Origin of the sequence: Parapedobacter indicus (genome assembly GCF_900113765.1) — a bacterium.
Lineage (GTDB): Bacteria > Bacteroidota > Bacteroidia > Sphingobacteriales > Sphingobacteriaceae > Parapedobacter > Parapedobacter indicus.
In genome coordinates this window covers 12,718-38,709 of record NZ_FOQO01000005.1, presented here as the reverse complement: position 1 = coordinate 38,709, position 25,992 = coordinate 12,718, and the positions used below count along the sequence as shown (strand labels likewise).

The 25,992-nt window shown below is 48.4% G+C and carries 22 protein-coding genes; 12 read left to right on the top strand and 10 right to left on the bottom strand.

Annotated features, from left to right (window positions below; genetic code table 11):
- Positions 1–344: 344 nt before the first annotated feature.
- The gene (locus BMZ56_RS11225; protein WP_090626694.1) at positions 345–1,010 is read left to right on the top strand and encodes an ABC transporter ATP-binding protein; all 666 of its coding nucleotides are present in this window, start codon (positions 345–347) and stop codon (positions 1,008–1,010) included.
- A gap of 12 nt (positions 1,011–1,022) precedes the next feature.
- Here BMZ56_RS11225 and BMZ56_RS11220 read toward each other — a convergent pair whose 3' ends face one another.
- A complete protein-coding gene (locus BMZ56_RS11220) occupies positions 1,023–2,585 on the bottom strand; it encodes a S41 family peptidase (protein ID WP_245893183.1) in 1,563 nt (520 codons plus the stop codon).
- A 241-nt stretch (positions 2,586–2,826) separates the two neighbouring features.
- Between BMZ56_RS11220 and BMZ56_RS11215 the strand changes: the two genes are divergently transcribed.
- Entirely contained in the window at positions 2,827–3,393 is a 567-nt protein-coding gene (locus BMZ56_RS11215) for a hypothetical protein (protein ID WP_090626692.1), read from the top strand.
- 9 nt (positions 3,394–3,402) lie between these two features.
- Here the strand turns inward: BMZ56_RS11215 and idi are convergent, their stop codons facing one another.
- On the bottom strand, positions 3,403–3,915 hold the full coding sequence (idi, locus tag BMZ56_RS11210; RefSeq protein WP_090626691.1) for an isopentenyl-diphosphate Delta-isomerase: 513 nt from the start codon (positions 3,913–3,915) through the stop codon (positions 3,403–3,405).
- Positions 3,916–3,925: 10 nt separating this feature from the next.
- A complete protein-coding gene (locus BMZ56_RS11205; protein WP_090626690.1) occupies positions 3,926–5,239 on the bottom strand; it encodes a nicotinamide mononucleotide adenylyltransferase in 1,314 nt (437 codons plus the stop codon).
- A gap of 138 nt (positions 5,240–5,377) precedes the next feature.
- On the opposite strand from BMZ56_RS11205, the gene kbl reads away from it, so the two are divergent.
- Positions 5,378–6,565, top strand: coding sequence for a glycine C-acetyltransferase (gene kbl / locus BMZ56_RS11200; protein ID WP_090626689.1), 1,188 nt, complete (start codon positions 5,378–5,380; stop codon positions 6,563–6,565).
- 101 nt (positions 6,566–6,666) lie between these two features.
- Positions 6,667–8,472: a translational GTPase TypA gene (typA, locus tag BMZ56_RS11195; RefSeq protein ID WP_090626688.1), complete on the top strand. Its 1,806-nt coding sequence runs from the start codon at positions 6,667–6,669 to the stop codon at positions 8,470–8,472.
- Here typA and BMZ56_RS11190 read toward each other — a convergent pair.
- On the bottom strand, positions 8,466–9,950 hold the full coding sequence (locus tag BMZ56_RS11190) for a RagB/SusD family nutrient uptake outer membrane protein (protein WP_090626687.1): 1,485 nt from the start codon (positions 9,948–9,950) through the stop codon (positions 8,466–8,468). The genes typA and BMZ56_RS11190 overlap by 7 nt on opposite strands.
- A gap of 17 nt (positions 9,951–9,967) precedes the next feature.
- Positions 9,968–13,159 (bottom strand): SusC/RagA family TonB-linked outer membrane protein, encoded by a 3,192-nt coding sequence (locus tag BMZ56_RS11185; protein WP_090626686.1) that lies wholly within the window; start codon positions 13,157–13,159, stop codon positions 9,968–9,970.
- A 224-nt stretch (positions 13,160–13,383) separates the two neighbouring features.
- On the opposite strand from BMZ56_RS11185, the gene rpmB reads away from it, so the two are divergent.
- The 6 genes from rpmB (at position 13,384) to bshC (ending at position 18,190) form a co-directional block, all read left to right on the top strand.
- Positions 13,384–13,617, top strand: coding sequence for a 50S ribosomal protein L28 (gene rpmB, locus BMZ56_RS11180; RefSeq protein ID WP_090627219.1), 234 nt, complete (start codon positions 13,384–13,386; stop codon positions 13,615–13,617).
- A 49-nt stretch (positions 13,618–13,666) separates the two neighbouring features.
- Positions 13,667–13,849: a 50S ribosomal protein L33 gene (gene rpmG / locus BMZ56_RS11175; protein ID WP_079718388.1), complete on the top strand. Its 183-nt coding sequence runs from the start codon at positions 13,667–13,669 to the stop codon at positions 13,847–13,849.
- A gap of 44 nt (positions 13,850–13,893) precedes the next feature.
- Positions 13,894–14,076 (top strand): DUF4295 domain-containing protein, encoded by a 183-nt coding sequence (locus BMZ56_RS11170; RefSeq protein WP_090626685.1) that lies wholly within the window; start codon positions 13,894–13,896, stop codon positions 14,074–14,076.
- 167 nt (positions 14,077–14,243) lie between these two features.
- On the top strand, positions 14,244–15,206 hold the full coding sequence (ftsY, locus tag BMZ56_RS11165; RefSeq protein WP_090626684.1) for a signal recognition particle-docking protein FtsY: 963 nt from the start codon (positions 14,244–14,246) through the stop codon (positions 15,204–15,206).
- A 12-nt stretch (positions 15,207–15,218) separates the two neighbouring features.
- Positions 15,219–16,553 (top strand): 30S ribosomal protein S12 methylthiotransferase RimO, encoded by a 1,335-nt coding sequence (gene rimO / locus BMZ56_RS11160; protein WP_090626683.1) that lies wholly within the window; start codon positions 15,219–15,221, stop codon positions 16,551–16,553.
- A 47-nt stretch (positions 16,554–16,600) separates the two neighbouring features.
- A complete protein-coding gene (gene bshC / locus BMZ56_RS11155; protein WP_090626682.1) occupies positions 16,601–18,190 on the top strand; it encodes a bacillithiol biosynthesis cysteine-adding enzyme BshC in 1,590 nt (529 codons plus the stop codon).
- On the opposite strand, the gene BMZ56_RS11150 is transcribed toward bshC, so the two are convergent.
- Positions 18,187–18,726, bottom strand: a complete 540-nt coding sequence (locus tag BMZ56_RS11150) for a DUF4833 domain-containing protein (RefSeq protein ID WP_177195127.1) — start codon at positions 18,724–18,726, stop codon at positions 18,187–18,189. The two genes, bshC and BMZ56_RS11150, sit on opposite strands and share 4 nt — an antisense overlap.
- A 391-nt stretch (positions 18,727–19,117) precedes the next feature.
- Here BMZ56_RS11150 and BMZ56_RS11145 point away from each other — a divergent pair, with 391 nt between their 5' ends.
- Positions 19,118–19,747 (top strand): hypothetical protein, encoded by a 630-nt coding sequence (locus BMZ56_RS11145; RefSeq protein WP_090626680.1) that lies wholly within the window; start codon positions 19,118–19,120, stop codon positions 19,745–19,747.
- On the opposite strand, the gene BMZ56_RS11140 is transcribed toward BMZ56_RS11145, so the two are convergent.
- A complete protein-coding gene (locus BMZ56_RS11140) occupies positions 19,744–20,025 on the bottom strand; it encodes an Rdx family protein (protein ID WP_090626679.1) in 282 nt (93 codons plus the stop codon). The genes BMZ56_RS11145 and BMZ56_RS11140 overlap by 4 nt on opposite strands.
- A 44-nt stretch (positions 20,026–20,069) precedes the next feature.
- Here BMZ56_RS11140 and BMZ56_RS11135 point away from each other — a divergent pair, with 44 nt between their 5' ends.
- Complete coding sequence (locus BMZ56_RS11135; protein ID WP_090626678.1) at positions 20,070–20,804, top strand: DUF481 domain-containing protein; 735 nt, start codon at positions 20,070–20,072, stop codon at positions 20,802–20,804.
- 5 nt (positions 20,805–20,809) lie between these two features.
- Here BMZ56_RS11135 and BMZ56_RS11130 read toward each other — a convergent pair whose 3' ends face one another.
- The 3 genes from BMZ56_RS11130 to BMZ56_RS11120 form a co-directional block, all read right to left on the bottom strand.
- Positions 20,810–22,036 (bottom strand): M16 family metallopeptidase, encoded by a 1,227-nt coding sequence (locus BMZ56_RS11130; protein WP_090626677.1) that lies wholly within the window; start codon positions 22,034–22,036, stop codon positions 20,810–20,812.
- A gap of 54 nt (positions 22,037–22,090) precedes the next feature.
- On the bottom strand, positions 22,091–24,961 hold the full coding sequence (locus BMZ56_RS11125) for a TonB-dependent receptor (RefSeq protein ID WP_177195126.1): 2,871 nt from the start codon (positions 24,959–24,961) through the stop codon (positions 22,091–22,093).
- Positions 24,962–25,026: 65 nt separating this feature from the next.
- Complete coding sequence (locus BMZ56_RS11120) at positions 25,027–25,848, bottom strand: hypothetical protein (RefSeq protein WP_090626675.1); 822 nt, start codon at positions 25,846–25,848, stop codon at positions 25,027–25,029.
- Positions 25,849–25,992: the final 144 nt, after the last annotated feature.

Below are 25,992 nucleotides of genomic sequence, written 5' to 3'. Positions count from 1 at the left end.
TACACAAAGGTAGCGTATTTTTCTTTTGCGATGTATGCATCCTGTAGTGTACGCGAAAAATATGATATTAACCTGATACAACGGTACCTCGGTGTTGTGATCGAAGTGTTCGAAATCGTACAACAAGTTGTTCGGAATCGGACACCATCTGATAATGCTGCAAAGTATGCAACTGTTTAACAGCTATTTACAGTAATGGAGAGATTTTGGCAGGGGAACATGATATTTAATATATTTGATGGGTGTCGGCAATTAACTATCGGCAATCGGTAATCAGAATAAGCATTCGGCAATCAGCCGATATCCGATAGCTGACAGCCGATTGCTGAAAACAAAGGCAAAGAATGATTCAATTAAGCAGCATATTCAAATGGTACAATGTAGGGGGCAACCGCTCATTTGTACTCAAAGATGTCAATCTTCATATCGCCGAGGGCGAGTTTGTGTCTATCATGGGGCCTTCGGGATCGGGTAAATCCACCTTGCTCCACATTTTGGGACTCTTGGATGAGCCGGATGAAGGAGCCTATTCCTTTATGGGCGAAAATGTACTCGGATTGAAGGAGAAACAGCGTTCAGCCCTTTACAAACAATACATAGGCTTTGTATTCCAAGCGTATCACCTGATCGACGAACTAACGGTATACGAGAATATTGAGACGCCACTTATTTACAAAAATTTAAAAAGCAGTGAACGGAAAGCGATTGTCGCAGATCTAATCGACCGGTTTGGCATCGTAGGTAAAAAGGACCTTTTCCCGACCCAGTTATCCGGAGGTCAGCAGCAATTGGTGGGTATTGCACGGGCTTTAGCCACGACCCCCAAACTATTATTGGCCGACGAACCAACGGGCAACCTGAATTCGAAACAGGGCGAAGAAATCATGGACCTGTTCAAACGCCTGAATGAGGAAGATGGTGTGACCATTATACAAGTGACGCATTCGGAGAAAAATGCCGAATATGGCAACCGGATTATTGAACTGTTAGATGGTCAGGTTGTAAAATAAAGACAGATGCTTTCAATTAGCTTGCAGCGCAATTAGTGCTTCTGCCAACACCTTATCTGAACGGTTTCGGACTTTAAAAAAGGCTTCGTTGCCAAAGTAGTAGCGGCCCAATAAGGCCTCAATGTCACTGCGTACCATCGGTTTTATCCGGTTAGCCTCTTTGAAAGTGTAGTCGACGCCATTGTCTTGTACATATTGCAAAAAATCAAGATATTCCCGATCAGGCAGAAAATATCCTTTCAGGTAATTTTCTACAGAATAAGCTGGCAAGGACTTTGTCAATTTGCCGTACACATAGTCTTCGATAAGGTTCGCCGCACGGATATTCCGGTAGAGTGCGCTGATTTTGCTGCTGTCTATGGACACCCATATATCGGGTGAGATTCCACCGCCCGCGTATACATGTTTGCCCGATAGGGTCGTAAAGCTGACCGTATCGCTGGCTCGCGATCCCGAATCGGACACATCTCCTTTTTGTTTTTGAAGGGCTTTAATTCTGGGGTTTGTGTATGATTTTTGAATGCACCTTCCCGATGGTGTATAATAGCGTGCCACGGTCAGATTAAGCGCCGAACCGTCGCCAAACCCAAATTGCTCTTGCACCAAAGCTTTTCCGTACGATGGCCTACCGATGATAATACCCCGTTCCAGATCTTGAATGGCTCCCGCGACGATTTCGCTTGCCGATGCCGACTGCTCATCGATGAGGACAGCCAAATCGCCGTTGCCAAATATGCCATCTGCACTGGAATAATAATCGGTTCGAGGTTCGTGGGCACCTTCGGTATACACAATCAGCCGCTTATCGGCAAAAAACTGGCTGGCCAATGCGGTGGCTGCATTAAAATATCCGCCCCCATTTTCGCGGAGGTCTAGAATAAGCTGCTGTGCTCCCTGTTTTTTGAGCCGCTGAAGCGTGCTTTTGAAATCGTCGGAGGTTTTCGCACCAAAGCGCCTAATTTTAATGTAAGCTGTTGCGGTGTCTAGGATGTATGCAGCGTCGATACTGCTCACGTCTACCCGGTCACGTACTACTTTTAGTGGTAGGGGTAAGCTTTTACCATTACGGTTTATCGTGATTTCGAGGGTAGTTCCCCGGCGGCCACGAACCTTCGCTTCAATGGCTTTTTCTGAGATGTTGACGCCTGCCACGGTGTCTCCGTTAATCGCAATCAATTTGTCTCCTACACGCATACCTGCTTGTTGAGCAGGGCCACCCGTCACCAGGCCTACCGTCATCAGCGTGTCGTTCAGATTATAATATTCAATGCCGATACCTTCGAAACTTCCTTCGAGGGCTTCATGCTGTTTCAGCGCTTGATTTGGTCTGAGGTATTCAGAATGCGGATCCAATTGCTTCACTAGCTCGTCGGCCGCGAGATTCTGTAATTGATCGATATTTACGCTGTCGACATAGTTTTCGGCAATGAGGTCGATCATGCGCTGTACTTTACCGGTTTTATCGGTCATCCCCAAGGGCAGCAAACTGTTCGTACCCGAATGGGTGTTTTCATCGGCGTAATTTTGCCCAAGCAGGAGACCCAGCGATAATGCTGCACCATACGTAGCAGCCATAAATAAATTTCTTTTGGTTTCCTTGCGCATATGCTTGATAACACGCGCTAAATTAAATAGTTTCCCTCATTTTTTACCTGTAGGATGCAAAATTTACAAAAAAAGGATTTACCTCGACGGGTAAAACCAGCGCTTATCGCAAAAAGTGATAGCCCCGTAGGTTCCATCGGGCCCTTAGGGATAAGGACAATTTATTTTCTGACGAAATATTCCCATTTTTGCAAAATAAATACATAAGGCGATGCACGAGATAGAACCCTATTACCGCTGGAGAGACGATTACATCGCTGCCGAAGACGAGTTGTCACCGTTTTACGGCATAGAATACAATGAGTTTGAATTTGACAAGCAGATATACAATTTCCTGCTTCACCCGCAATGGGACAACTTTGGTTCCAACACGTTATATTTAAAAGTTCTGTTTGCAGATTATCAGCGGGGTTATGCCATTATTGAGCTGATCGGCGAGTGGAATGACGCGATATACAATGACATCATGCTGCTCAAACGAGAAGTGATCGATTTGATGGTAAGTGCGGGGATCAATAAGTTTATCCTGATCGGTGAAAATGTACTCAATTTTCATGCTTCGGATGACTGTTATTACGAAGAGTGGTTTCAGGATATTGAGGATGGCTGGATAGCGGGCATCAATTTCCGTGATCATGTAATCGATGAATTTAAGTCGGGAAACATCGATTATTTTATCAACTTCGGCGGCAAATTGGATGACCTTAGCTGGCGGAATCAAAAGCCCCTTCAGGTATATAAGGCAGTCGAAGAGCAACTCACTAAACGGCTACATTGAGAGGTTTGATCAGGCTTGATCGAAGACTTTGCCGTAAATCAATTTAAACCACGCAGTATAGTCTTCCGGTTTTTTTCTGTTTTCACGGTCAATCGTCGCACGATCTACCCATCGATAAGCCGCCACTTCTGCAGGGTTGGGTACAGGAGAGTGGTCGGCATATCCGATGAAGACATGATCCAACTCATGTTCCATCAAACCGTTGTCAAATGGGGCGCGGTAGCGAAATGTAAAGGCAAATGTCAACGGAACCTGCATGCCCATTTCTTCTTCCAGTCGGCGATAGGCGGCATCAAGCGCAGGCTCACCGGGGGCCGGGTGGCTACAGCAGGTATTAGTCCATTGCCCAGCACTGTGATATTTATCAGCCGCCCGCTGTTGGAGCAGCAAGCGGCCCTGGCTATCAAATATAAACACACTGATGGCCCGGTGGAGTAAGCCTTTCTGATGAGCTTCCAGCTTTTCCATGGTACCAAGGACCTCATCCTGCTCATTAACCAATATGACTTGTTCTCTCTTCATTAACCATTAATTAAACCGTCTTCACATGCCGCTCATCGTATCCTTCAATATCGATGATGTACCTATTCTTAACGAGGAATTCAAAAAGTGGGCGCGCTTCCTCTGATACGGGCATATTGGCAGTAGTAATAATCTGATTATCCTCTTTATTAAGATAGGGGTACGCATAGAGTTTTACATTTTTACTGAACAGCCCACTTACATATGCCAGTAACTCATCGGTATAATTACCCTTATTGTATTGTTTGGAGTTGAAAATATTGCGCAAGTTAGAAATGTTTGTGGAAATCCCCATGTTCCGCGGCTTAAACTGAGATAAATATTCCGCCAAGTAGTGGTTGCGCGTGAAATTGGATACCAAAATATGATTGCCCGTACTACAGAGATATTCGGCACGTTCGGCGAAATAATGGAGGTCATCCGGTGTAAATTGAGGCGTCTGATCGAGTACATTGCTCATCAGTACTTCGATCATCACCACCACGTTGTCGTCGGATAGTTGGAGATTGCGCTTAAACTGCTCAACCGCTAGGTTAAACAGGTCAAAATGTGGATTAGATTTTTGCCGGTACTTGGTACGCAAGATCATAATATCCTTTTTATAAAGGAAATCTTTGCTTTGGTAGGCTAAGCCCTGCGGATTAAATATGGCAGCCTTGGAAAAGCCCTTTGCAATGAGGTAGAGGTTGATGAGCCGTTCGTTTACGTCCTTGAAAGCCGGTCCGTTAACTTTGACCAGATCGATTTGAACTGCACCGGGCGACAGGTTATCGGCAAGCGATTCGATCATCGTCTGCACATCGTGGGTATAATAGTAGGCAGCAAAAACAAGATTGACACCCAATACACCTAGTACTTTTTGTTGCAATAGGTTGTCGCTGTCCAGCAGCCGGACGTGAATGATGATCTCGTTGGGGGCGTCACCCACTTCGTGCTGAAAGCGGATGCCGATCCAGCCATGCGGTTCGTTTGTCTTGTTAAAGTTGAGCGCGGCGACCGTGTTGGCAAAGGCAAACAACCGCTTATTTTGATATTTTTCACCGGTTAGTCTTTCGGTAAGTAGCTCGTATTCGTGTTCAAGCATTTTGCGTAGTCTCGATCGGCTCACGTATCTCCCAGCGTCCTCGGCGCCATAAATGGCATCGCTGAAAGCCATATCGTAGGCCGACATGGTTTTGGCAATGGTGCCAGAAGCTGCTCCCGCATTGAAAAAATTACGGGCCACCTCCTGTCCGGCACCGATCTCGGCAAACGTTCCATAGATTTCCCCATTTAGATTGATTTGTAGTGCTTTTCGTTTAGTTTCGTAGATTTCACGTGCCATGGCGCAAAGATAGCGATTTCTTTCGGCTGCCTACGCCGGCCTCATCAATCCGATTATTTCTTAGTCGAGACACGACTCTGATCGGAGATATGATTTTAACTTCTTACTTTTGATGGGTAACTTTTTTACTTTTGTCCTATGTACAAGACCCTCCAACCCGTATTGCAGCAGGAACTGCAATCCATCAAAGATGCAGGATTATACAAGACCGAACGCATCATCGTGACCCCACAGGGGGCCGATATCAAGATCCAAAGCGGGGCGGAAGTGATTAACTTCTGTGCGAACAACTACTTAGGACTATCCTCCCATCCCAACGTAATCGAGGCAGCAAAAAAAACGATTGATACGCACGGATACGGCATGTCATCCGTCCGTTTCATTTGCGGTACGCAAGATATTCATAAAATACTGGAAGCTAAAATATCAGCGTTTCTCGGAACCGAAGATACCATTCTTTATGCGGCTGCATTCGATGCCAATGGTGGGGTATTTGAGCCGTTGTTTGGTGCCGAAGATGCGATCATTTCCGATGAGCTGAATCATGCGTCCATTATTGACGGGGTGCGGCTGTGTAAAGCACAGCGCTTCCGCTATAAAAACTGTGACATGGTCGATTTGGAAACGCAGCTCAAAGCGGCAAAGGGAGCCCGCCACCGCATCATTGTCACCGACGGAGCCTTTTCGATGGATGGCAGTGTGGCGCCGCTAGATAAAATCTGCGACCTCGCAGACCGATATGAAGCACTGGTGATGATTGACGAATCGCATTGTACCGGGTTTATCGGCAAAACAGGGCGTGGAACGCATGAGCTGCATGGTGTGATGGATCGGATAGACATTATTACGAGTACGCTTGGCAAAGCGTTGGGAGGTGCTTCCGGAGGATTCACCTCCGGCCGCAGGGAAATCATCGACCTATTGCGCCAGCGCTCCCGCCCGTATCTTTTTTCCAACACCCTGGCGCCGGCTATTGCGGGAGCATCCATCGCCGTGTTGGATATGCTAAGCGAAACCACCGAGTTACGCGATAAGCTAGCATCGAATACCCGCTATTTCCGGGAGAAAATGACCGCGGTAGGGTTTGACATCAAGCCGGGTGTGCACCCGATCGTGCCTGTGATGCTCTACGAGGCGCCTTTGGCCCAGGAATTTGCTGCCAGGATGCTGGAAGAAGGTATTTACGTGATCGGCTTCTATTATCCGGTGGTACCCCAGGGAAAAGCACGCATCCGGGTACAGCTCTCGGCCGCCCATGAGCAACACCATTTGGATAAAGCCATCGGCGCCTTTACAAAGGTAGGGAAAGACTTAAAGGTTATTTAATGCAAAAGCGCGGTCTGCCAAGGGCTTCTGAAAAAAATATCCTGATTTTCAAAGAATTTCTCTACCTTTGCGCCCTCAAAAATTGACAAATAGTTTGCTGGATGCAGAAAATCAGAAATATAGCAATCATTGCACACGTTGACCACGGCAAGACCACCCTGGTAGATAAAATCCTTCACTTCACCAACCTTTTCCGTGAGAACGAGCAGAGCGGTGAGCTCATCCTGGACAACAACGACCTCGAACGCGAGAGAGGTATTACCATTGTGTCAAAAAACGTATCGGTAAAATACAAGGATGTCAAAATCAATATCATTGATACGCCGGGCCACGCCGACTTCGGCGGAGAGGTGGAACGGGTGCTGAAGATGGCAGACGGGGTTATTCTGCTCGTGGATGCTTTTGAAGGCCCCATGCCGCAGACCCGCTTTGTGACGCAGAAGGCACTTGGCCTGGGATTGAAACCGATTGTGGTGGTCAATAAGGTCGATAAGGAAAATTGCCGGCCCGACGAGGTTTACGAGGCGGTGTTCGATCTGTTTTTCAGCCTGGATGCCACAGAAGAGCAGTTGGATTTTCCGGTGCTTTATGGTTCATCCAAGCAGGGGTGGATGTCTACCGATTGGAAGCAGCCCAAGGAAGATTTTACCGATCTGCTGGAAGCGATCCTGGAACATATCCCTGCCGCACCCTACAATGAAGGTACCCTGCAGATGCAGGTTACTTCGCTGGATTATTCCTCTTTCGTGGGGCGCATCGCGATTGGCCGTGTGGCCCGTGGTTCCGTCAAAGAAAACCAACCGGTATCGCTGGTGAAGCGTGATGGAAAAATCGTGAAGTCTCGTGTCAAAGAGTTACATACGTTTGAAGGTCTTGGCCGTGTAAAAGTACAGGAGGTCAAAGCAGGCGACATTTGTGCAGTGGTCGGCATTGAAGGGTTTGACATCGGCGATACGATCGCTGATTTTGATAATCCGGAACAACTCGCGGTTATCAAGATCGACGAACCGACGATGAACATGCTTTTCACCATCAATACTTCACCGTTTTTCGGCAAAGAAGGCAAGTTTGTCACTTCACGCCACCTTCAGGAGCGCCTGTATAAAGAGACGGAAAAAAATCTTGCCTTGAAGGTGGTGCCTACGGAGTCGCCCGATTCGTACCTGGTATACGGTAGGGGGATTCTTCACTTGTCGGTATTGATTGAGACCATGCGCCGTGAAGGCTACGAATTGCAGGTGGGGCAGCCTCAGGTAATCATCAAAGAGATCGACGGTGTAAAATGCGAGCCTATTGAAACGCTGGTGGTGGATGTGCCTGCCGAAGTATCCGGTAAGGTAATAGAGCTGGTGACGCAGCGCAAAGGTGAGCTGTTGATCATGGAAACCAAGGGCGATATGCAACACCTTGAGTTTGACATCCCCTCGCGGGGCATCATCGGCCTGCGGAATAACGTATTGACTGCCACGGCGGGAGAGGCTGTAATGGCGCACCGTTTTAAAGCGTATGAACCTTGGAAAGGTATCATTCCCGGCCGCTTGGCAGGTGTATTGGTATCGATGGAAAAGGGGCAGACCACGGCTTATTCCATCGACAAATTACAGGACCGCGGTCGTTTCTTCGTGGACCCTGGCGTAGACGTCTACGAGGGGCAGATCGTGGGTGAGCATATCCGCGACAACGACCTGGTTGTGAATCTGGTAAAAGGCAAGCAGCTCACCAATATGCGTGCCTCGGGCAGCGACGATAACGTACGCATTGCACCGGCTATCAAATTTTCACTCGAAGAATCTATGGAATACATCCAGGCGGACGAGTACATCGAGGTGACACCCAAAAGTATCCGGCTCCGGAAAATCTTCCTGACGGAAAACGAGCGGAAGGTCAACGCGAAGAGATTTCAATAGCCGGGGTTTTGTTCCAAAGCCGGATTGGTGCGCATTTCGCTGTCGGGAATGGGCATCAACAGGTACTTGGGATCGAAGGTGAGTGAACCACCCCCTTCTTCTTCTCTGGCCAGAAAAGCATTCATGATGGCGGCAGCCCGCTCGGGTCCCTGACGTACGATGTCAAACCAGCGCAGCGCTTCACCCGCAAATTCCAAGCGTCTTTCTTTGAAAAGTGTATCGCGGAATGCCTGCTGGTCGGGTATCTCCGCGCTCGTTAGGGTATCTAATCCGGCACGGCCTCGCACGGTGTTGAGCAGCATAAAGGCTTCTCCATCGGGTATATATTCCATTTCATTGAGTACTTCTGCGTACATCAACTGTACGTCGGTGATGCGCACGATCGAAAGGTTTACATCGTTATCGAGGTTGTTGGGAGGAACCGTTCCGTGTGCGTATTTGATGAAAAGCAAGGTGAGGCTGTCTATCACATTGTTGGCAGTTGCATAGCCCTTCTGGATCGTAAAGTCGCGACGTACATCCGTCGTGTCATATGCTTCGTACAAGTCGTTGGAAACCGCAAGCCACGTGGAGCGGCCACCCTGCGGAAACTGGTCGGAACGAAGGTTTTCCGGCACAAGTGAATAAACCAGTGGGTTGCCCTGGCTGTTCAGACCAGACGTATATTGGATCTGGAAGACATGTTCCGATCCGTTGTCGCGCGTATTCAGGAAGCAGTCAGAGAATTGTTCGAACGGGCTCAGCCCGTCATAGGTGAGGATCTCTTCGAGCAGCGGGCGCGCGGCGTCGTAATTTTGGGTGAATAGATGCAGCCGTGCAAGAATAGCCTTGGCGGCGTAGCGGGTTGCCCGGCCGAGGTTGTCTCCACCCTGGCTTTCAGGCAGCGCGGCGGCGGCTGCCTCCAGGTCGGCAACGGCAAAAGCAAAGGTCTCTGCTTGGCTGCTGCGCGCAACCGTCGCGATTTCTTCTGCAGTCATCACGTGGTCGATGAGGGGCAGCCCGCCGAAAATCCAGCCTAGTTGGAAATAGCAGTATCCGCGGATAAACTGTGTCTCGCCTTTCATAATGGCTCTTGTTTCCTCGTTCGGAAATTCACCGCCATCGATCTGGTCCAGGATGTTGTTGGTGCGGTTGATCACGCTCCAATAGGCTGCCCACACACCTAGGATGCGGTCGTCGCCCGGTGTAAAGCCAAAACGCGCAAGTGGATTGTTGGTCGTATTTTGCAGGGTGTTGACGTTGTCACTCAGGCTTTCCATCATCATCGGATAATCAAAACCATGTACGGAACGCAAGCCTCCGTAGGCACCGAACAACGCCTGCCGAAAATCGTTGATGGTTTGATAAAAATCTTCGGTGTTGTATGCCGATTCCGGGGTCAGCTCGAGGTCTTTGTTGCAAGCATTGAAACCCAAAAACACGGCAAGCATCAATAGACCTAGCAAATTGCAGATATTCATCGTCTTGGAATTTTTCATAGTTGCATGAGCTATTGCTAAAAAGAAGCGTTTATTCCGAAAGTAAACCGTTTAGACAACGGGTATCCGCCATAATCGGTGCCTGGTCGGGTGTTTTCGCCCGCGTCGGAACCCCCGGCATTGTTCGCTTCGGGATTGGCACCGGGATAATCGGTGAATGTATGGAGATTGTCGGCCATGACAAACAGCCGGACGGCGCGTACGTTCCACCGTTTCAAGAACGTTTGGGCAAAATTGTAACCCAGCGTGATGTTGCGGATCCGTACAAATGTAGCATCGTATATCCAGGTGTCGTTGTAGGGCGGGTTTACGCCGACCACACTCGGGGTTTTTCCGTCCCATCCCATATCGATCCCATCGGGAATATTGGCGGCATACGCGGCGGGTTTGTAGGCATGCAGCCAATCGCGGTACTGGTTAGTACCTTCACCCAGTCCATTGTTGAAGCCGCGCCTGCCCAGATAGAAAAGATCGCCCCCCTGTTGCCCTTGAATATCGAAGCTGAAATCAAATCCTTGGTAGGTCAACCGGCTCGACAGGCCCCATAAGAAATCGGGCTGAGCGTTGCCTACAATGGTATGATCCTGCTCGTTTATCTGCCCGTCGTTGTTTAGATCCACGATTTTCAGATTGCCTTCTAGCTGTCCATTGACGATTGGCACCAATGCGTTTCCGTCGGCGTCGAAATCTTCCGGCAGCAACACTCCGTCCGTTTTGTACATATAAAAACTTCCGATAGGCTGACCTACGATGGTAGCGTAAGCATTGAAGTCATTCAATGTGCTCAGCATAATCAGCTGGTCGATGCCCGGCGCTAGCGCGAGTACGCTGTTGTTATTCCTGGAAAAATTGGCGGAGGTCTCCCAGGTGAAATTCTCCGTTTTAATATTTTGGGTCGTCAGCTCCAATTCAAACCCTTTGTTCTCCACTTCTCCCACATTACGCCGGATGGTTGAAAAACCGCTCACCCGGGTAACGGGTACATTGAGCAGCAGATCGGTCGTTTTATTGAAGTAAACATCGGCAGTCAAACGGATCCGGTTATCAAACAGCCAGAAATCGAGTCCGATGTCCCGTGATACCGTCGTTTCCCAACTGAGGTTTTGGTTGGCAATATTGCTAGGCACCAGTCCATTGACCAGCTTTCCGTTTAAGTTGTAGTCTTGGAACCCCAGCAGCGAGATGTGCTCGTAGTTTCCGATCCGGTCATTGCCGGCTTTACCGATAGACGCCCGTATCTTCAGCAACGTCAGCCATTCGGCATCCTGCAGGAACGGTTCGCCATTAATTTTCCATCCGGCAGACACCGCAGGAAATAATCCCCACTTATTGTTGGCGCCGAAACGCGACGATCCGTCGTACCGTGCGCTTATCGATAGCAGGTATTTGTCAAGGAATTGATAGTGTGCACGACCGAAAAATGAGGTGACTGCGCTTTCGCCGATGGTAGTGCTTGCCAAGGTGGGGTTGTTGGCATTGTTCAGCGTAGGAAGCAGGTCGTTCGGATAGCCATCGCCCGCCGCGGCTAGGATTTCCTGGCGGATGTTTTCGTAACTCTGCCCCAATAAAAGCTCCAATGCGTGGTTCTCGCCCAAATTTGGCCGGTAAGTGGCGGTATTTTGTATGCTGAACGAATAATTGTCGGTACTGGAAGCGTAGCCATTGGCCTGGGCACCCCGATTTACGTTGGCCGGCGTAAACTCGTTGTAAGCGGCATGCGCGGAAATATAACCGATCTGGCTTCGTAGCGTCATTCCTTCGATGGGAAGATATTCTGCGAAACTATTGATCTGCAGTTCGCTTGCTTTGGCCCGGGCCGTCATTTCGCGAAGCCGCGCCAAGGGATTGATGTACGTTTGTGCGGGCGAATAGCCGGTGGCTTCGGTGTTTTGCTCGATGCCGACGACCGGAGGCATGGCGAGGGCATAGTGGGCGTTACTCTCTTTTCCATCGGTTTCCGGATCGTCCATCCGGTTAAAGGAGGCAGCTACGTTTGTGCCTACCTTGATTTTATCGCCGATGTTGAAGTTGGTATTGGCACGCAGGTTGTACCGTTCAAAACCTGTGTATTGCATAACACCGTCCTGATTCAAGTAAGAACCGGACAACAGGAACGTACCTACATCTCCTCCGCCGGATACGGTCAGCGCATAGTTCTGCATGGGCGCACGCTGGTAGACGATGTCTTGCCAGTTGTTGTCGGGCAGCGAAGCCGGATTCGTGTAACCTTCGGGATACTGGTATTCTGCCGGACGGCTGGAAATCGGCAAGGATAAATCGCCGCCGGTTTGCTGAAAGCGCGAATCGCGTAAATAGCGGATATAGGCGGTATATTCACGAGTATCCATCATGGGTAGGAAGCGGTCTGCCTCCTGGAAACCGGCATAGCTGCTGAAATCCACTTGGGTGGCCCCTGATGCACCCGATTTGGTGGTGATGACAACGACCCCATTACCTCCACGCGCACCGTATATGGCCGATGCCGACGCATCTTTCAGCACTTCCATCGAGGCAATATCCCGGGGATTTACATTTCGCATGTGATCCTGTGGGATGCCGTCGATGACATACAAGGGATTGCTGGATGCGGTGATGGAGTTCAGCCCCCTTATTTTGATATTGGCTGCTTTGCCTGGACCACCGGTACGCTGGCTTACCCGTACGCCGGCGATTTTGCCAGCGATGCCATCTTCTGTGTTTGTGATGGCATTGTTTTGGAAAGCGTCGCCTTCCAGTGAACTCACTGCACCGGTTAGGTTTTGCCGTTGCACGGTACCATATCCGATGACCACGACCTCTTCCAGCGTTTTGGCCTCAGAAGGCATGAGCACGATGGTTTGCCCGTTGGCCACACTCATGGGAATCTCAAAGGGCTCGAAACCGAGCATTGAAAAAGTAAGCACGACGGCTGAGTCTGTGGACGAGCGGATTTCAAATGCTCCTTGGTCGTCGGATTGCGTTTGTGTTTCCGAACCCTTGATGCCGATGGTTACGCCGGCGAGGGCCGTTCCGTTTTCGTTGGTTACCTTACCTTTTACTACTTTTTGTGCCGAGTCGGATAGCGTCGTGTCGCGGGGTCGGGCTGAGGTATCCTGTGGGGCCGTGCGTTGTTTTAGAGTGCCCTGTTGGGCGTGACCAGTTAACCAAGTGCATGATATCCAGCAGATCATGATCGGTATTAGCACCTTTTTACCCATGCGTTTTACCATAATTACTCGAAATTAGTACAAGCAATAGTAGTTATCCGGTAGTCACCGGTATGCATATTCGTAGTCACGGGTATGCATCTGCCTGCTTAGCTATGCTGGATAATTAAATATACAGTACTGCGCACGTTTTTGTTTTGAAAAAAAATTGTATAATAGAAAACAAATGCTGATATTTGCAAGCTCTTTGCGAAAAGGCATTTAAAAAGATTAAACAGCATACGATCATGTCAAGAGTTTGTGATTTAACAGGAAAAGGGGCGATGAACGGATACAACGTTTCCAATTCGAACAAGAAGACGAAGCGCAAGTTTTACCCGAACCTGCAGACCAAGCGATTTTTTATTCCCGAGGAAAACCGTTGGATTACCCTGAAAGTGTCCACCTCAGCGATAAAGACCATCAATAAAAACGGCATTACCGCCGTGATCAACAAATTTATCAAAAAGGGATACGTTTAATTAAGACAGTTTCCGCCCGACTTGCGGTGGATAATAACACAATAGGACAATGGCAAAAAAAGGAAATAGGGTGCAGGTGATTCTGGAGTGTACCGAGCACAAAGAAAGCGGGCTTCCCGGGATGTCACGTTACATCACCACAAAAAACAAAAAGAACACAACGGAGCGGTTGGAGTTGAAGAAATTCAATCCTGTGTTGAGACGCGTAACCGTTCATAAAGAAATTAAGTAAATCCGCAGTTGCTTTCAACAGCAATTTGCACAATACAATAAGACATGGCAAAGAAAGCAGTAGCATCGCTAAAAACGGGTAAAGGCAAAGATTATACGAAGGTCATTACCGCTGTTAGGTCTCCGAAGACCGGTGCATATACCTTTAAAGAACTGATTGCACACAACGACCACGTAAAAGAAGCCATCGAAGTGGCCCGTGAAGCCGTTATTGAATCGGCACAGTAGTTTTTGTGTATAGGATATGTAAAAAGCCGTTTCGGAGCCTGCCGGAAGGGCTTTTTTGTTATGAAACCTGTCGTGTCATCGCCTAGCAAGAAAGTGATGAGAATGCAGGTTCCATGAGGCCTTAAGAACAGGTTATTTTCGAATGAATCTTTTTTACCGAGCTGGCTATGGGACTATTTGATTTTTTCAAAAAAAAGCAGGAAACACCGGAAGCGCAGGAAGCGCTTGACCGGGGCCTTGAGAAGACCAAGGAAGGGTTTTTCTCCAAGATAACCAAAGCCGTGGTGGGAAAATCCACCGTTGATGACGAAGTGCTGGACGATCTGGAAGAAGTATTGGTTACTTCGGATGTCGGCGTATCCACTACGCTTAAAATCATCGAACGTATCCAGGCACGCGTGGCACGCGATAAGTACGTAAATACCTCCGAGCTTCATGTCCTGTTGCGGGAAGAAATCCAGGCGCTGCTTGCTGAAAATAACAGTTCCGACTTCGAGCATTTTGAGTATGGCAACCATAAGCCGTATGTGATTATGGTAGTAGGGGTCAACGGCGTAGGCAAAACCACTACCATCGGCAAATTGGCCCATCAGCTCAAAGAAGCCGGAAACCGCGTGGTATTGGGTGCGGCCGATACATTCCGGGCAGCGGCGGTAGACCAAATTAAATTATGGGGCGAGCGTGTAGGCGTGCGTGTCGTTGCACAGGCGATGGGGTCAGACCCCGCATCGGTGGCTTTTGATACCGTCAAATCCGCCGTTGCCAATGGCGATGACGTGGCGATCATAGATACCGCCGGGCGGCTGCATAATAAAGTGGCCCTGATGAATGAGCTTACAAAAATTAAGCAGGTCATGCAGAAAGTTGTTCCAGGTGCGCCGCATGAGATACTTTTGGTGCTCGATGCCTCAACCGGACAGAATGCCATTGAGCAATGCAGGCAATTTACCCAAGCTACGGACGTCAATGCGCTGGCACTTACGAAGCTTGATGGAACGGCAAAGGGAGGGGTAGTTATCGGTATCTCCGACCAGTTCAAAATCCCCGTGAAATACATCGGGGTAGGCGAAAAAGTAGGCGACCTGCAATTATTCAATAAAAAGGAATTTGTTGATTCGCTATTTAAGTGACGCATAATTACAATGAGGACAAAACACATAAAACCACCTGCCGCGACGCAGAAGCCGCGTGTGAATGTGGTCACATTGGGCTGTTCTAAAAACATCCACGATAGCGAAGTACTAATGGGCCAATTGCGTGGTAACAGCATGCCGGTGGTGCACGAAGCATCCCATGTACAGGCCGATGACATCGTCGTCATCAATACGTGCGGCTTTATCGACAATGCCAAGCAGGAGTCCATCGATACCATTTTGCAATACAGTGCACTCAAAGAGGAAGGCAAGGTCGGAAAGGTGATCGTGACAGGCTGTCTTTCCGAGCGCTACAAGCCGGACCTGGAGGCAGAGATTCCCAATGTAGATGCGTACTTCGGAACAAATGACCTGCAAGCGTTGCTAGGTACCTTAGGTGCTGATTATAAGCATGAATTGCTGGGCGAACGCATGCTTACGACGCCTTCGCATTTCGCCTATTTCAAAATCGCAGAGGGCTGCAACCGGCCCTGCTCATTTTGCGCCATTCCGCTCATGCGGGGCAAGCACGTATCCAAGTCGATGGAAAGCCTGGTGATGGAAGCGCAGCACCTTGCTAAAAACGGCACCAAGGAGCTTATATTGATTGCACAGGATCTTACCTACTATGGATTGGACCTGTATGGCAAACGGAACCTTGCAGATCTGCTCCGACGCCTCTCGGATGTTGACGGGATTGAATGGATCCGGCTGCAATACGCTTATCCATCGGGATTCCCGATGGATGTGCTGGAAGTTATGAAAGAGCGCGCCAATATCTGTAACTACCTCGATATGCCCTTGCAGCACATCAGTGACAACATGCTCCGATCGATGCGCCGCGGAATCACCAAGCAGAAAACGTTGGATCTGATTCATGCTATCCGCGATTACGTACCCGATATTGCCTTGCGTACAACGCTCATATGCGGATATCCGGGAGAAACTGAACGGGATTTTGAGGAACTTCAGCAGTGGGTCGCGGATACCCGTTTTGACCGTTTGGGCTGTTTTACCTATTCGCATGAAGAGAAAACCCACGCACATAGCCTGGTCGATGACATTCCTGAAACCGTGAAGGCCTACCGTGTGGAAGAGATTATGGAAATCCAGCAGGGTATATCGTATGACATCAACCAAACCCGGATTGGTAACACCTACAAAGTGCTGGTAGACAAGGTGGAGGGCGAATATTTTGTGGGCCGTACGGAATACGATTCTCCGGAAGTGGATAACGAGGTGCTTGTTCGCGCTGCGAACCAGTATGTTACGCCTGGCCGGTTTGCGCAGGTCTGCATAGACCGCGCGGAAGACTTCGACCTGTATGGAACGATTGTCAAATAATCGTTATCAATCGCGGCTTTTGACGGCAACCCCTATCTTTGTTTGCGATGAAGGCAACCTACATAGATTATAAGGATACCAACAGCTTTTCAAAGACACTGTTGGCTTATTTGAATAACGATCCGGCTCTTGAACCCTTTGCGGGCAACCGGCCGGATATGGAAGGCTTTGCGCGACAGATAACGTCTAAAGCGGGAAAAACCGATCGGGGAATATTGGTGCAACGGCTCAAACATCAGTATGGAGACTTGTTGCAGAGCGAACAGTCAGTGGCCGCCAATGTGGAGGCGCTGGCCAGCGAGCAAACCTTTACCGTCACCACGGGGCATCAGCTGAATATTTTCACGGGGCCCTTGTATTTCATTTTCAAGATTGCGAGTACAATCCGGCTTGCGCAGGATCTAAAGAAGGCATTTCCGGCATATTCCTTTGTGCCTGTCTATTGGATGGCCACGGAAGACCATGATTTTGCTGAAATTAACCATGTCCGGCTTCACGGAAGAAAGATAACCTGGGAAGCCAAGGCACAGGGAGCTACGGGGCGGATGGAAACAGAAGGCATTGCGGAAGTGGCGCGTCAGTACCAAAATTTCCTTGGTCTCTCGGAAAATTCATCCCGGTTATCGCGCATGGTCGATGAAGCTTACCTGCAACAGGATAACCTCGCTGCCGCCACAAGGCACCTTGTCCATCAGCTGTTCGGTTCCTATGGATTGATCGTTATGGATGCGGACGACCGCTCGCTTAAACAATGTTTTGCGCCGGTAATTGAACAGGATATCCTGGGCGAATATAGCCACAATGCCATCGAACGGACCTCCAGGGCATTGAAGGATGCTGGATTTTCAACTCAGGTACATGCCCGCGAAATCAATTTTTTTTACTTGACGGATGCGTTCCGTGAGCGCATCGTCCGGCTTGGCGATGGTCGGTATGAGGTGCTTCACCAGGAAATTTATTTTACCGAGGATGAGTTACGGGCGGAGATACACCATCATCCAGAACGGTTCAGCCCTAATGTGGTCATGCGGCCTTTATATCAGGAGTTGATCTTGCCCAATCTCGCTTATATTGGCGGAGGGGCCGAAATGGTCTATTGGCTGCAATTAAAAGCCTGCTTCCAGCATTATGGCGTGGATTTTCCGATTTTGGTGCCACGCAATTCGGCGATGATAACCGATGACAACATGGCGGTAAAAGTGCTCCGTCTAGACCTAACATTCCGGAGTATATTCAAAGCAACCGATGAATTGAAAAGGGAATACGTGCGTAGGCATACGAAGCACCGGCTAAACCTCCACGACGAGTGGATGGAGCTCAATGCCATCTTCAGCAAACTGCGCCTGCGCGCTCACAAGATTGATCCGACGCTAGGGGCAAGCACCGACGCGGTAAAGGCAAGGCTGAAGAAGGCAATCAATAACCTGGAGAAAAAACTACTGAAGGCAGATAAACGGAATCATGAGGACGCACTGATTCAAATAGACCGTATTAAGGAAAAACTTTTTCCCGGAGGGGTGCTTCAGGAACGATCCGAAAATTTCGGACTGCTTTACGTAAAGTATGGAGACCGATTGATCAATGAGTTAATCGAGCACTTTAATCCGTTAACTTTTAAATTTACAATTATCTACTAGTCCGGCTTAATCCGTTCCGTCACAGGAGCGAAGGTTGCGGTATCCCGCCCTTTCAATTCGAAATAGGCGATGTCGGGATTAAACTGACTTCCGCCGTCGATGCGCACAAAGATTCGATCAAGAATTGCTTCTCGGTTATCAATGGAAGCATATACCACATATTTTTTGCTTTTGTCGCAATAGGAAAGCCGTAGGGGGCGACTCTTGTAAGCTGTGAGACGTAGTTCGTAACTCCCGTTGCCAAGCGGTTTATGACTGATACCATATGCCATTGTGCGCTGTATAAAGTTTAGGTCTTTGCGTACCCCGCCTTCCGCATAGCGGATCCAATATACATTTATAGGTTCATCCGGGTCTATTACGCTGTCTGTCATATTGAGTTGATAGATCACCGTATTTTCATCCGGATCGCGTTGCAAGTAAAACAATTGCTTCTTTTCATTGGGCACAGGCAACTGGTCTACGACGACCTTTTTGTTGAATTTGCTTTCCTGCGCAATCAGGCCTAATGCGGAAAAAAGAAGGACAAAACTCATATAACCTTTCAGTCGGGTGTATTGCCACAGATTTTTTTGTATCGATGGCTGAACCAATGAACAGCATTGCATAATGCACCTCCTTTTTCCAAAGATAGCGAAATTTATCGAGCAAATTTTAAAACTTATACCCGGTGATGGACGACAAAATTCCAGTTGCTGCGAAGTAGGCCTTTGCGACTAAAATTCTTCAAAGAAATGGGTTAGTTATAATGAAAAAATGAAAGGTTTCCAAACGGGGAGAATGGAAACCTTTACTAACCAATTATAAACCTAAATTATGATAATACAAAGATAGTGTATTTTATACACTATTGCAAGAAAAAATGAAAATATTTTTTGAACACGTTTTGATTTTGCAAATGCCACTTTTGTTCTCGAAATTCGTCGCATGGTAAATTCTTGGATCCCGGCAATCCGCTCACACGCAGAAATTCGGCTTAAAGCCACTGTTGTGGTTCTCATTTGTCTGGCGTTAGGCAGTGCCTGCCGACAGGCGGCAAAAACTAGGGTTTCTGCTGCGGATAGCTTGACCAATATGGATCTTCCTCAGGATACGGTTTCTGATCCCGCACGGTTTCAGTTGGTGTTCGGTGACTCTGTAAACCGTGCTTTTTTCTGGGATCAGGTAAGTGTGCTGGAAGAAACAACGAATGGCGGGGTGCGCATAGATGGCCTCTCTGTCCTGTATATCGAAAAGGCCGCTGTGCCCTTTGCTTTGCATACTTCGCTAATGGATGTCGAAGTACTGGAACTACCTCTTTTATTACAGGTAGATGCCTTTGACCGGGAAGCGGGGCAGTCGCTCGAGCTGTTTTCTGGAGCCTTGAAAGTCGAGAAGAGTTATGAATCGTCCTTTCCGTCTTTGGATACGCTGCACGCTGGCGACCTGTATATGATCAATAAAGACATTGATCTGTCCGAGAAGGAACGCCTTGATGAGTTCACCGTCTTGCATTGGTGGGAATCCTACGCAGAATCGCAGCATATCAATAACAGCGTATCAACCCCGGGTGATTAGTGGGGTTTGTCGGAGTGCCCAAGGGATTTACCCGGAGCGATGTGATCACGGATGAGGCGTTTTAGGGCTGTTATTTCCGGAAAGCCGCCGTCTGTTTTCCGATCGATAATTTGTTGTTCGCCTAGATACACAGCGAACTTTCCGGTGGTTTCCGAAGGGCGTAGCAAGACACCATTAAGCTCGTTAGTAAACGTGGTAAGCAGCTCCGAGGCTAAATAAACGGATCTTAGCATCCAGCCGCATTTCGGGCAATATTCAATGGTGATTGTTGGCTTCATTCATAGATCAATACAATGATAGCGAAGATACGTATTTTTGCGTTATGATCCGACGAATAGCCTGTCTGCTACTGCTATACGTGACCACCGTCGCTACCGCCGCGGCGCAATGGAGTGACAGCACCCATTACTACATACAATTGTCTTCGACGAATTCGATTAACCGGGCAAACACAAAAAGCGCCTATCTTTTTAACAACGGGTTTAGGTTTTCGATTCAGAAAGAACGTGTACGCCTCAACTGGAACAATAACTGGCTTTACGGTCAACAGGATGGCAGCAAGACCAATAACGATTATTCGTCGACGTTTGACGCCAATTTTTACCGACCTAACAAAAAATTGTTTTATTGGGGACTGGCCAATTATAATACCAGCTATTCCCTGAAAATCAAGAACCAGCTATTGACTGGAGCGGGATTGGCGTATAGCTTTTTTGATACCGAAACTGTTTATTTCAATGTGAGCGATGGATTCCTTTTTGATGCAAGCAGTATTCTGGAAAATGATTTACCGGTTCACTATCAGACCGTACGCAATTCCTTCCGGTTGGCTTACAAGTTTGTTATCGGTTCATTTATCGTGATACAAGGCAGTAATTTCTATCAACCTTCGCTTTCCAAAGCCTCGGATTACAACATTCGGCTTACGAACGATATATCGTTTCAATTAAACCGCTGGCTTAGCCTTAAGGCTGCCCTTACGTATAACCGTATTAACCGCACGGACAGTGAAAATCTATTGTTTACATACGGTGTGACTTTTGAACGATATTTTTAACACGGTTATTCAGGAAAAAAACTCAGTGAAGAGAGGTTCCGCTCATCCAGGATTTCGTTGGCAATGTGCAATAGTTGTTGGGCCTCTACGGCATCAATCTGGCTAAACACCTCTTCCAATGTTTGTACCCTGCCTTCGTCCATCAGGTTTTTCACGAGCGAAATGATAAGACTTAGCCGGTTTTCCTCGGCCAACGCAATTTGACCCTTAAATTTCTGCTTTGCTTGATGCAACTGCATGACACCCAGTTGATTTTCGCAAAGTTTCCGTAGTTCTTTACTGACCAGCCGCAACGCTTTGTCTGTTTTTTCGGCATCTGTACCCAGGTAGATGTGGAAGATTCCAGTATCTGAAAGTGGCGTATAGTTGGATTCAATGGTATACGCGATACCGTGTTTTTCTCGTATCACCAAATTGAGCCGTGAGGTCATTCCCATACCACCGAGTAAATTGTTGAGTAGCAGCAACCCGACCTTGTTGGGATGGTGCACGCTGTACGCCGTACCTCCCATCAAGTAGTGGGTTTGGTTGATCGGCTTTTCGATCCGTGTTTGCGATACCTCCCGCTGTTGTGGAGGTATTCGATGGCGGTGGCCGGAAGTTTCAGGTACCTTACCCAGCGTGCGCGCGGCTAAGGCGGTCACTTTGCGTGTTGTATAGTTGCCCGTGATCCCGATGACTATTTCGTGCGTTTGGTAATTTTTGTGTATGAATTCAGCGATGTCATTCCGGGTAAGCTGGGAGAGATCTGCTTCTGTACCCAATATATTGTGGCCCAGTTCATGGCCTCGAAATAATTGGTCTTCGAAATCGTCAAGGATGGAATCTTCCGGACTGTCGAGATACGAGGCCATTTCATCCATGATGACGCTTTTTTCCTTTTCCAGCTCGTTTTCGGGAAAGATAGAATGGAAAAACAAATCTTCAAATAAGTCCAGTGTACGCTCCAGATAGGGGGTTAAAAAAGAGGCGTGTATACAGGTATACTCCTTGGTTGTATAGGCGTTCAGATCGCCCCCTACGGATTCCAGCCGGTTTAAGATCTGATGGGTGCTCCGTCTTTCGGTTTGCTTAAACAGCAGGTGTTCGATAAAGTGCGCCAACCCATAGTTGCCTTTCCGCTCGTCCCTCGACCCTGCATTAATAAGCATACAGACGTGGGACACGGGTGATGCAACCTGGTGAAGAACGATCCGTATACCGTTGGGAAGATGAATAAGCTCGTATTCCATAGCCGTGCAAGATAGCAAAAATATACCGTCCGGTATTGGGTATACTAACCGCTACTAAAAACGGCCTCCTTCTCTTCGGTAACCTCCCGATCCGCCGTGGCCACCCGGTCCTCCCGGGCCATCGAATCCCATGCTTCCTCCTGCAAAATTGGAAAAGCGGTACGACAGGGTAAGCATGAAATAACGCGCCAGGCGATTTGTACGGCTGTCGATAATCGTGTTTTCGATGACACTGCGTGATACATTAGTCTGCTCGTTCAGCAGGTCAAATGCCTGAAAACGGATGGCACCGTTTTTACCCTTAAAAAACTGCTTTTCGATATAAGCATCGATAATCATGGGATTGGCGCCGACGGAACTGGTATATCCGTTGTTGCTGGTCTTAGCCAGATCGGCGCTGAAAATCCAAGTAGGCGTAATGTTTACGGTGCCGTTTAACGTAAGGGCCCAGGTAGATACGTTGCTGTTGGCGTTGTTGCGGGAGGTAACTGTGTTAGCGGTGGTGTTATAGGTATAACGTACACCCGGTGTGATTTCCAGGGTTTCTTTGGGATTGTACCGAAAATTGACATTTTGTGAGAAAATCCAGTTGCGGGCAATATTTCGTAACGTCTGTCCAAGGGGACCGTCCTGATTTGCCATCTCCGAGGAGACGTATGAAACGTTATTATTATACATCACCATGCCACCGAAAGACAGTGTATAGGTACGGTTGGCGAAAGGCTTGGAGAAGTTATAAAAACCGCGGGTATTGTAAAATCCATTGGTATTGAGGTATTCCGTGGCCTGTACCACACCGATGGAATCATCGATGAAGGTTGTGCGATTGGTTACAATCTTATCTTCCGACAAGGATCCGGTGATGCCCGCGAAGAATGAATTGCCTCCGCTAATGTTGAAGTTGCGGTAGAACATCCGCAATTCATGGGTAAACTCAGCAGAAAGATCTGGATTTCCCGTTACTGGCGCATTTGCGTTGGAATAATCTGTAAAGGGCTGCAGCTGCGTGAAGTTCGGCTCACTTGCCCTTCCGGAGTAATTGATGTTAAACCGCTTGGTGCGGGAAGCTTCATATTCCACGCGGGCAACAGGCATCCAATTGAATCCGGTCCGATGAATCTGGATTGCGTTCCCATCAATGTTTCCTCCGCCCTGAAGCAGGTTGGGTTGAGCAGCTACGCCAACTGAATAGTTCCATTTGTCTTTCCGGTAGCGGTAGCTGAGGGTCCCCCGATGCGTGTAGAAGGTATAATCATACGTCCGGTTGTTGTTGTATTCCGGGTTGTTGATAATTACCCCATCGCTATCGTAGGCATTGGCGTTGCGGTAGTTGTCGTACGACGCGAAATTGAAATCATAGTTCAATTCCAGGGTGCTGTATTGCCCGATGGGTTCGATGTAAGAGAGCGTTGCCCCTCCGTTGAGACTTTTATTTTCCAGATCGATCAAATGCTGCTGGTATACGCTGTCAAGGTCTTCGATGGCAGTTTCGTAGACCAAGGTATTCAGTATACGTTCCTGATCCTGTTCTGTGCTGGCGGTGTTCAACGAAAAGTTGACGAAGATATTCCGGCCTTTATCGCTAAGCCTTCGATTATACAAACCACTGGCACCATAGTTTGGCGCGTAAGAGTTGCTAAGTTGGCGGTTTGTCAGATCATTAATCAGCTGTTCATCTTGTAGATTCGTGCTCAGTGACAGATTATTCGATCGGCTCTGGCGGAAGGCCACGTTTGGTGAAAACTTGATGTAATTTTTGTCATCGGGCTTATACTCGACGTTCCAACTGAAGCGATGGTCATTTCCGATGCTGCCGTTATCCATGTTGCTGGTGGTATACGTAGTGCCCTCTGGAAGGGGCGCTTCACGAAATTCATCACTTAATGTCGTGTTGTCGGTATGGCCGAAGCTATATTCGCCATACATCGTGAGTTTGCTGCTGAAATCCTGACGATAGTTTATGCCAATGGATTGCGTATTGGTGAGGCCGTTATTGGCACCGGACCAGCCACCGAATCCCGCGCCAGCTCCGCCGCCAAACCCGCGGCCAAAACTTCCCCCCCGGGACCCTCGGCGTGCGCCTCCGCTCCGGATGTTAAAATCAAACAGGTTGGCATTTACGTTATTTAGGTTACCCAGTACCGAAAGCTGCATCCCCTCTTTGAATTTGCCGTATGAACCGGTTACTTGATACCGCTCGTCGGTACCACCGCCGACGCGGAAATTTCCGAAATCACCATTGTTCTTATCGGGAGCAATTTCCAAGTTCAACACGCGCTCCGGATCGCCGCTGCGGTTGCCCGTAACATTGGCCATATCGCCATAATCATCTACAATCTGAATCCGCTCGACGATCTCCGCCGGCAGATTCTGGATGGCCGCTTTGATATCGCCACCAAAGAAATCCTTTCCATTGATACGGGCACGGGTTACGGTCTCGCCTTGTGCGGTTACGTTTCCGTCTTTGTCCACTTCCACGCCGTCCAGCTTTTTAAGCGCATCACTTACTAAAGCCCCTTCCCGTAGCCGGAGGTCTTTCGTGGAATATTCCAACGTGTCTTCTTTTACTGTAATGGGGGCGGCACCGGTGACGGATACTTCAGCAAGCATCCGGCTGGATTCAATGAGACGGACAGGCAGCGTCAGCTCGTTTTTGCCGGGTTCGAACGTATATCGCTGTTGGAGGGTGTCGTATCCTAAGCTGGTCACCGTCAGGAGGAACCCGACGCCTTTAATGTTGTTGAAAGAAAATAAGCCTCCCTGGCTTGAGCTGGTCTGCACCGAATCCCGATCGGATACGAGTTTGATAGAAGCACCCACAATGGCCTGTCCTTGCGAATCGTTCAACGTGCCCTGCACCCGTTTGTTGGTTTGCGAAAAACCGGGCAATAAGAGGAAAAAAAATAGAGCGGCTAACAAAGCCACTCGAATTACTGTTTGTTTAGTGTCTGATTGATTGAAGTTAGCCATTCGTATCGTTCGTAAATATATTATTCTTTAGCCAGCGGTGCTTTAATCCAAACGCCGGGTTCTTCGCGTGGTTTCGTGGGCCCCTGCTGTCCGTAACTGTAAGGGTATCCATAACCATATCCATACCCGTAGGGATATCCGTATCCCCTCCTCATCATTGCAGGGGAGCTACCGCTACCGGGTATCATTACACCATTTATTTTTACGTTGAATGCCAGCTCTTCGCTCGCATCGTCGAAGGATATCCCCAATCGATCCAGTGGTACGGCCATCTCCACACATAATGCATCCGTGGTATCCAATGTGGCCTGAGCATGGATGCCATACGTATTCTCCAGGGAAATCTGACCGTCGAGGACATCATCAAACCGCATCACATAAATGGCTCGTATCGCCGCCAGTGCACCCTTCCGCATATCGTCTGGGCGATCGTCATTGTCTGCAGACATAATTGACCGAAAGGCGAGCCGATCAGCAACTGGAAAGTAGACCGTGGGGCCTTCCCGCTTCTTACCGTCTTTATTGACCATGAAAGCAAGACCCTGCGCAAAAATCTGCATCTGCCGGTCCTTGTCTATTACGCGCATGGCGATATAGAGATTTTCATCGTCATTCTTGATATGGTATCTGAACTTTTGAACGGCGTGTTCATAGGTGAGCGAATCTTCCCATTCATTGAGTTTTCCATCGACTACAATACGCGTGGCCCAATCCAGTGATTGCTGGATATTCCCTTTGTTGCGTTGGCCAAATACGGGATTTGCCAACACAGCAATCAGTATTCCTATCTTACAAGCCTTTAAAGCCATGTGTTCTGCAATGTGCGTTTTTGACACCTTCATCTTAAGTTAGTTTAATTGTATAAAAATTATTACATGCGGGGTGTTAAACCGGGTTTTTGTGTAACAACAAAAGTATGCTTTTATGTGCAAAGGCGCTGAGTTGCAAAGTTGCTGATTCACAATTTTGCAGCTTTGTCGTAACCA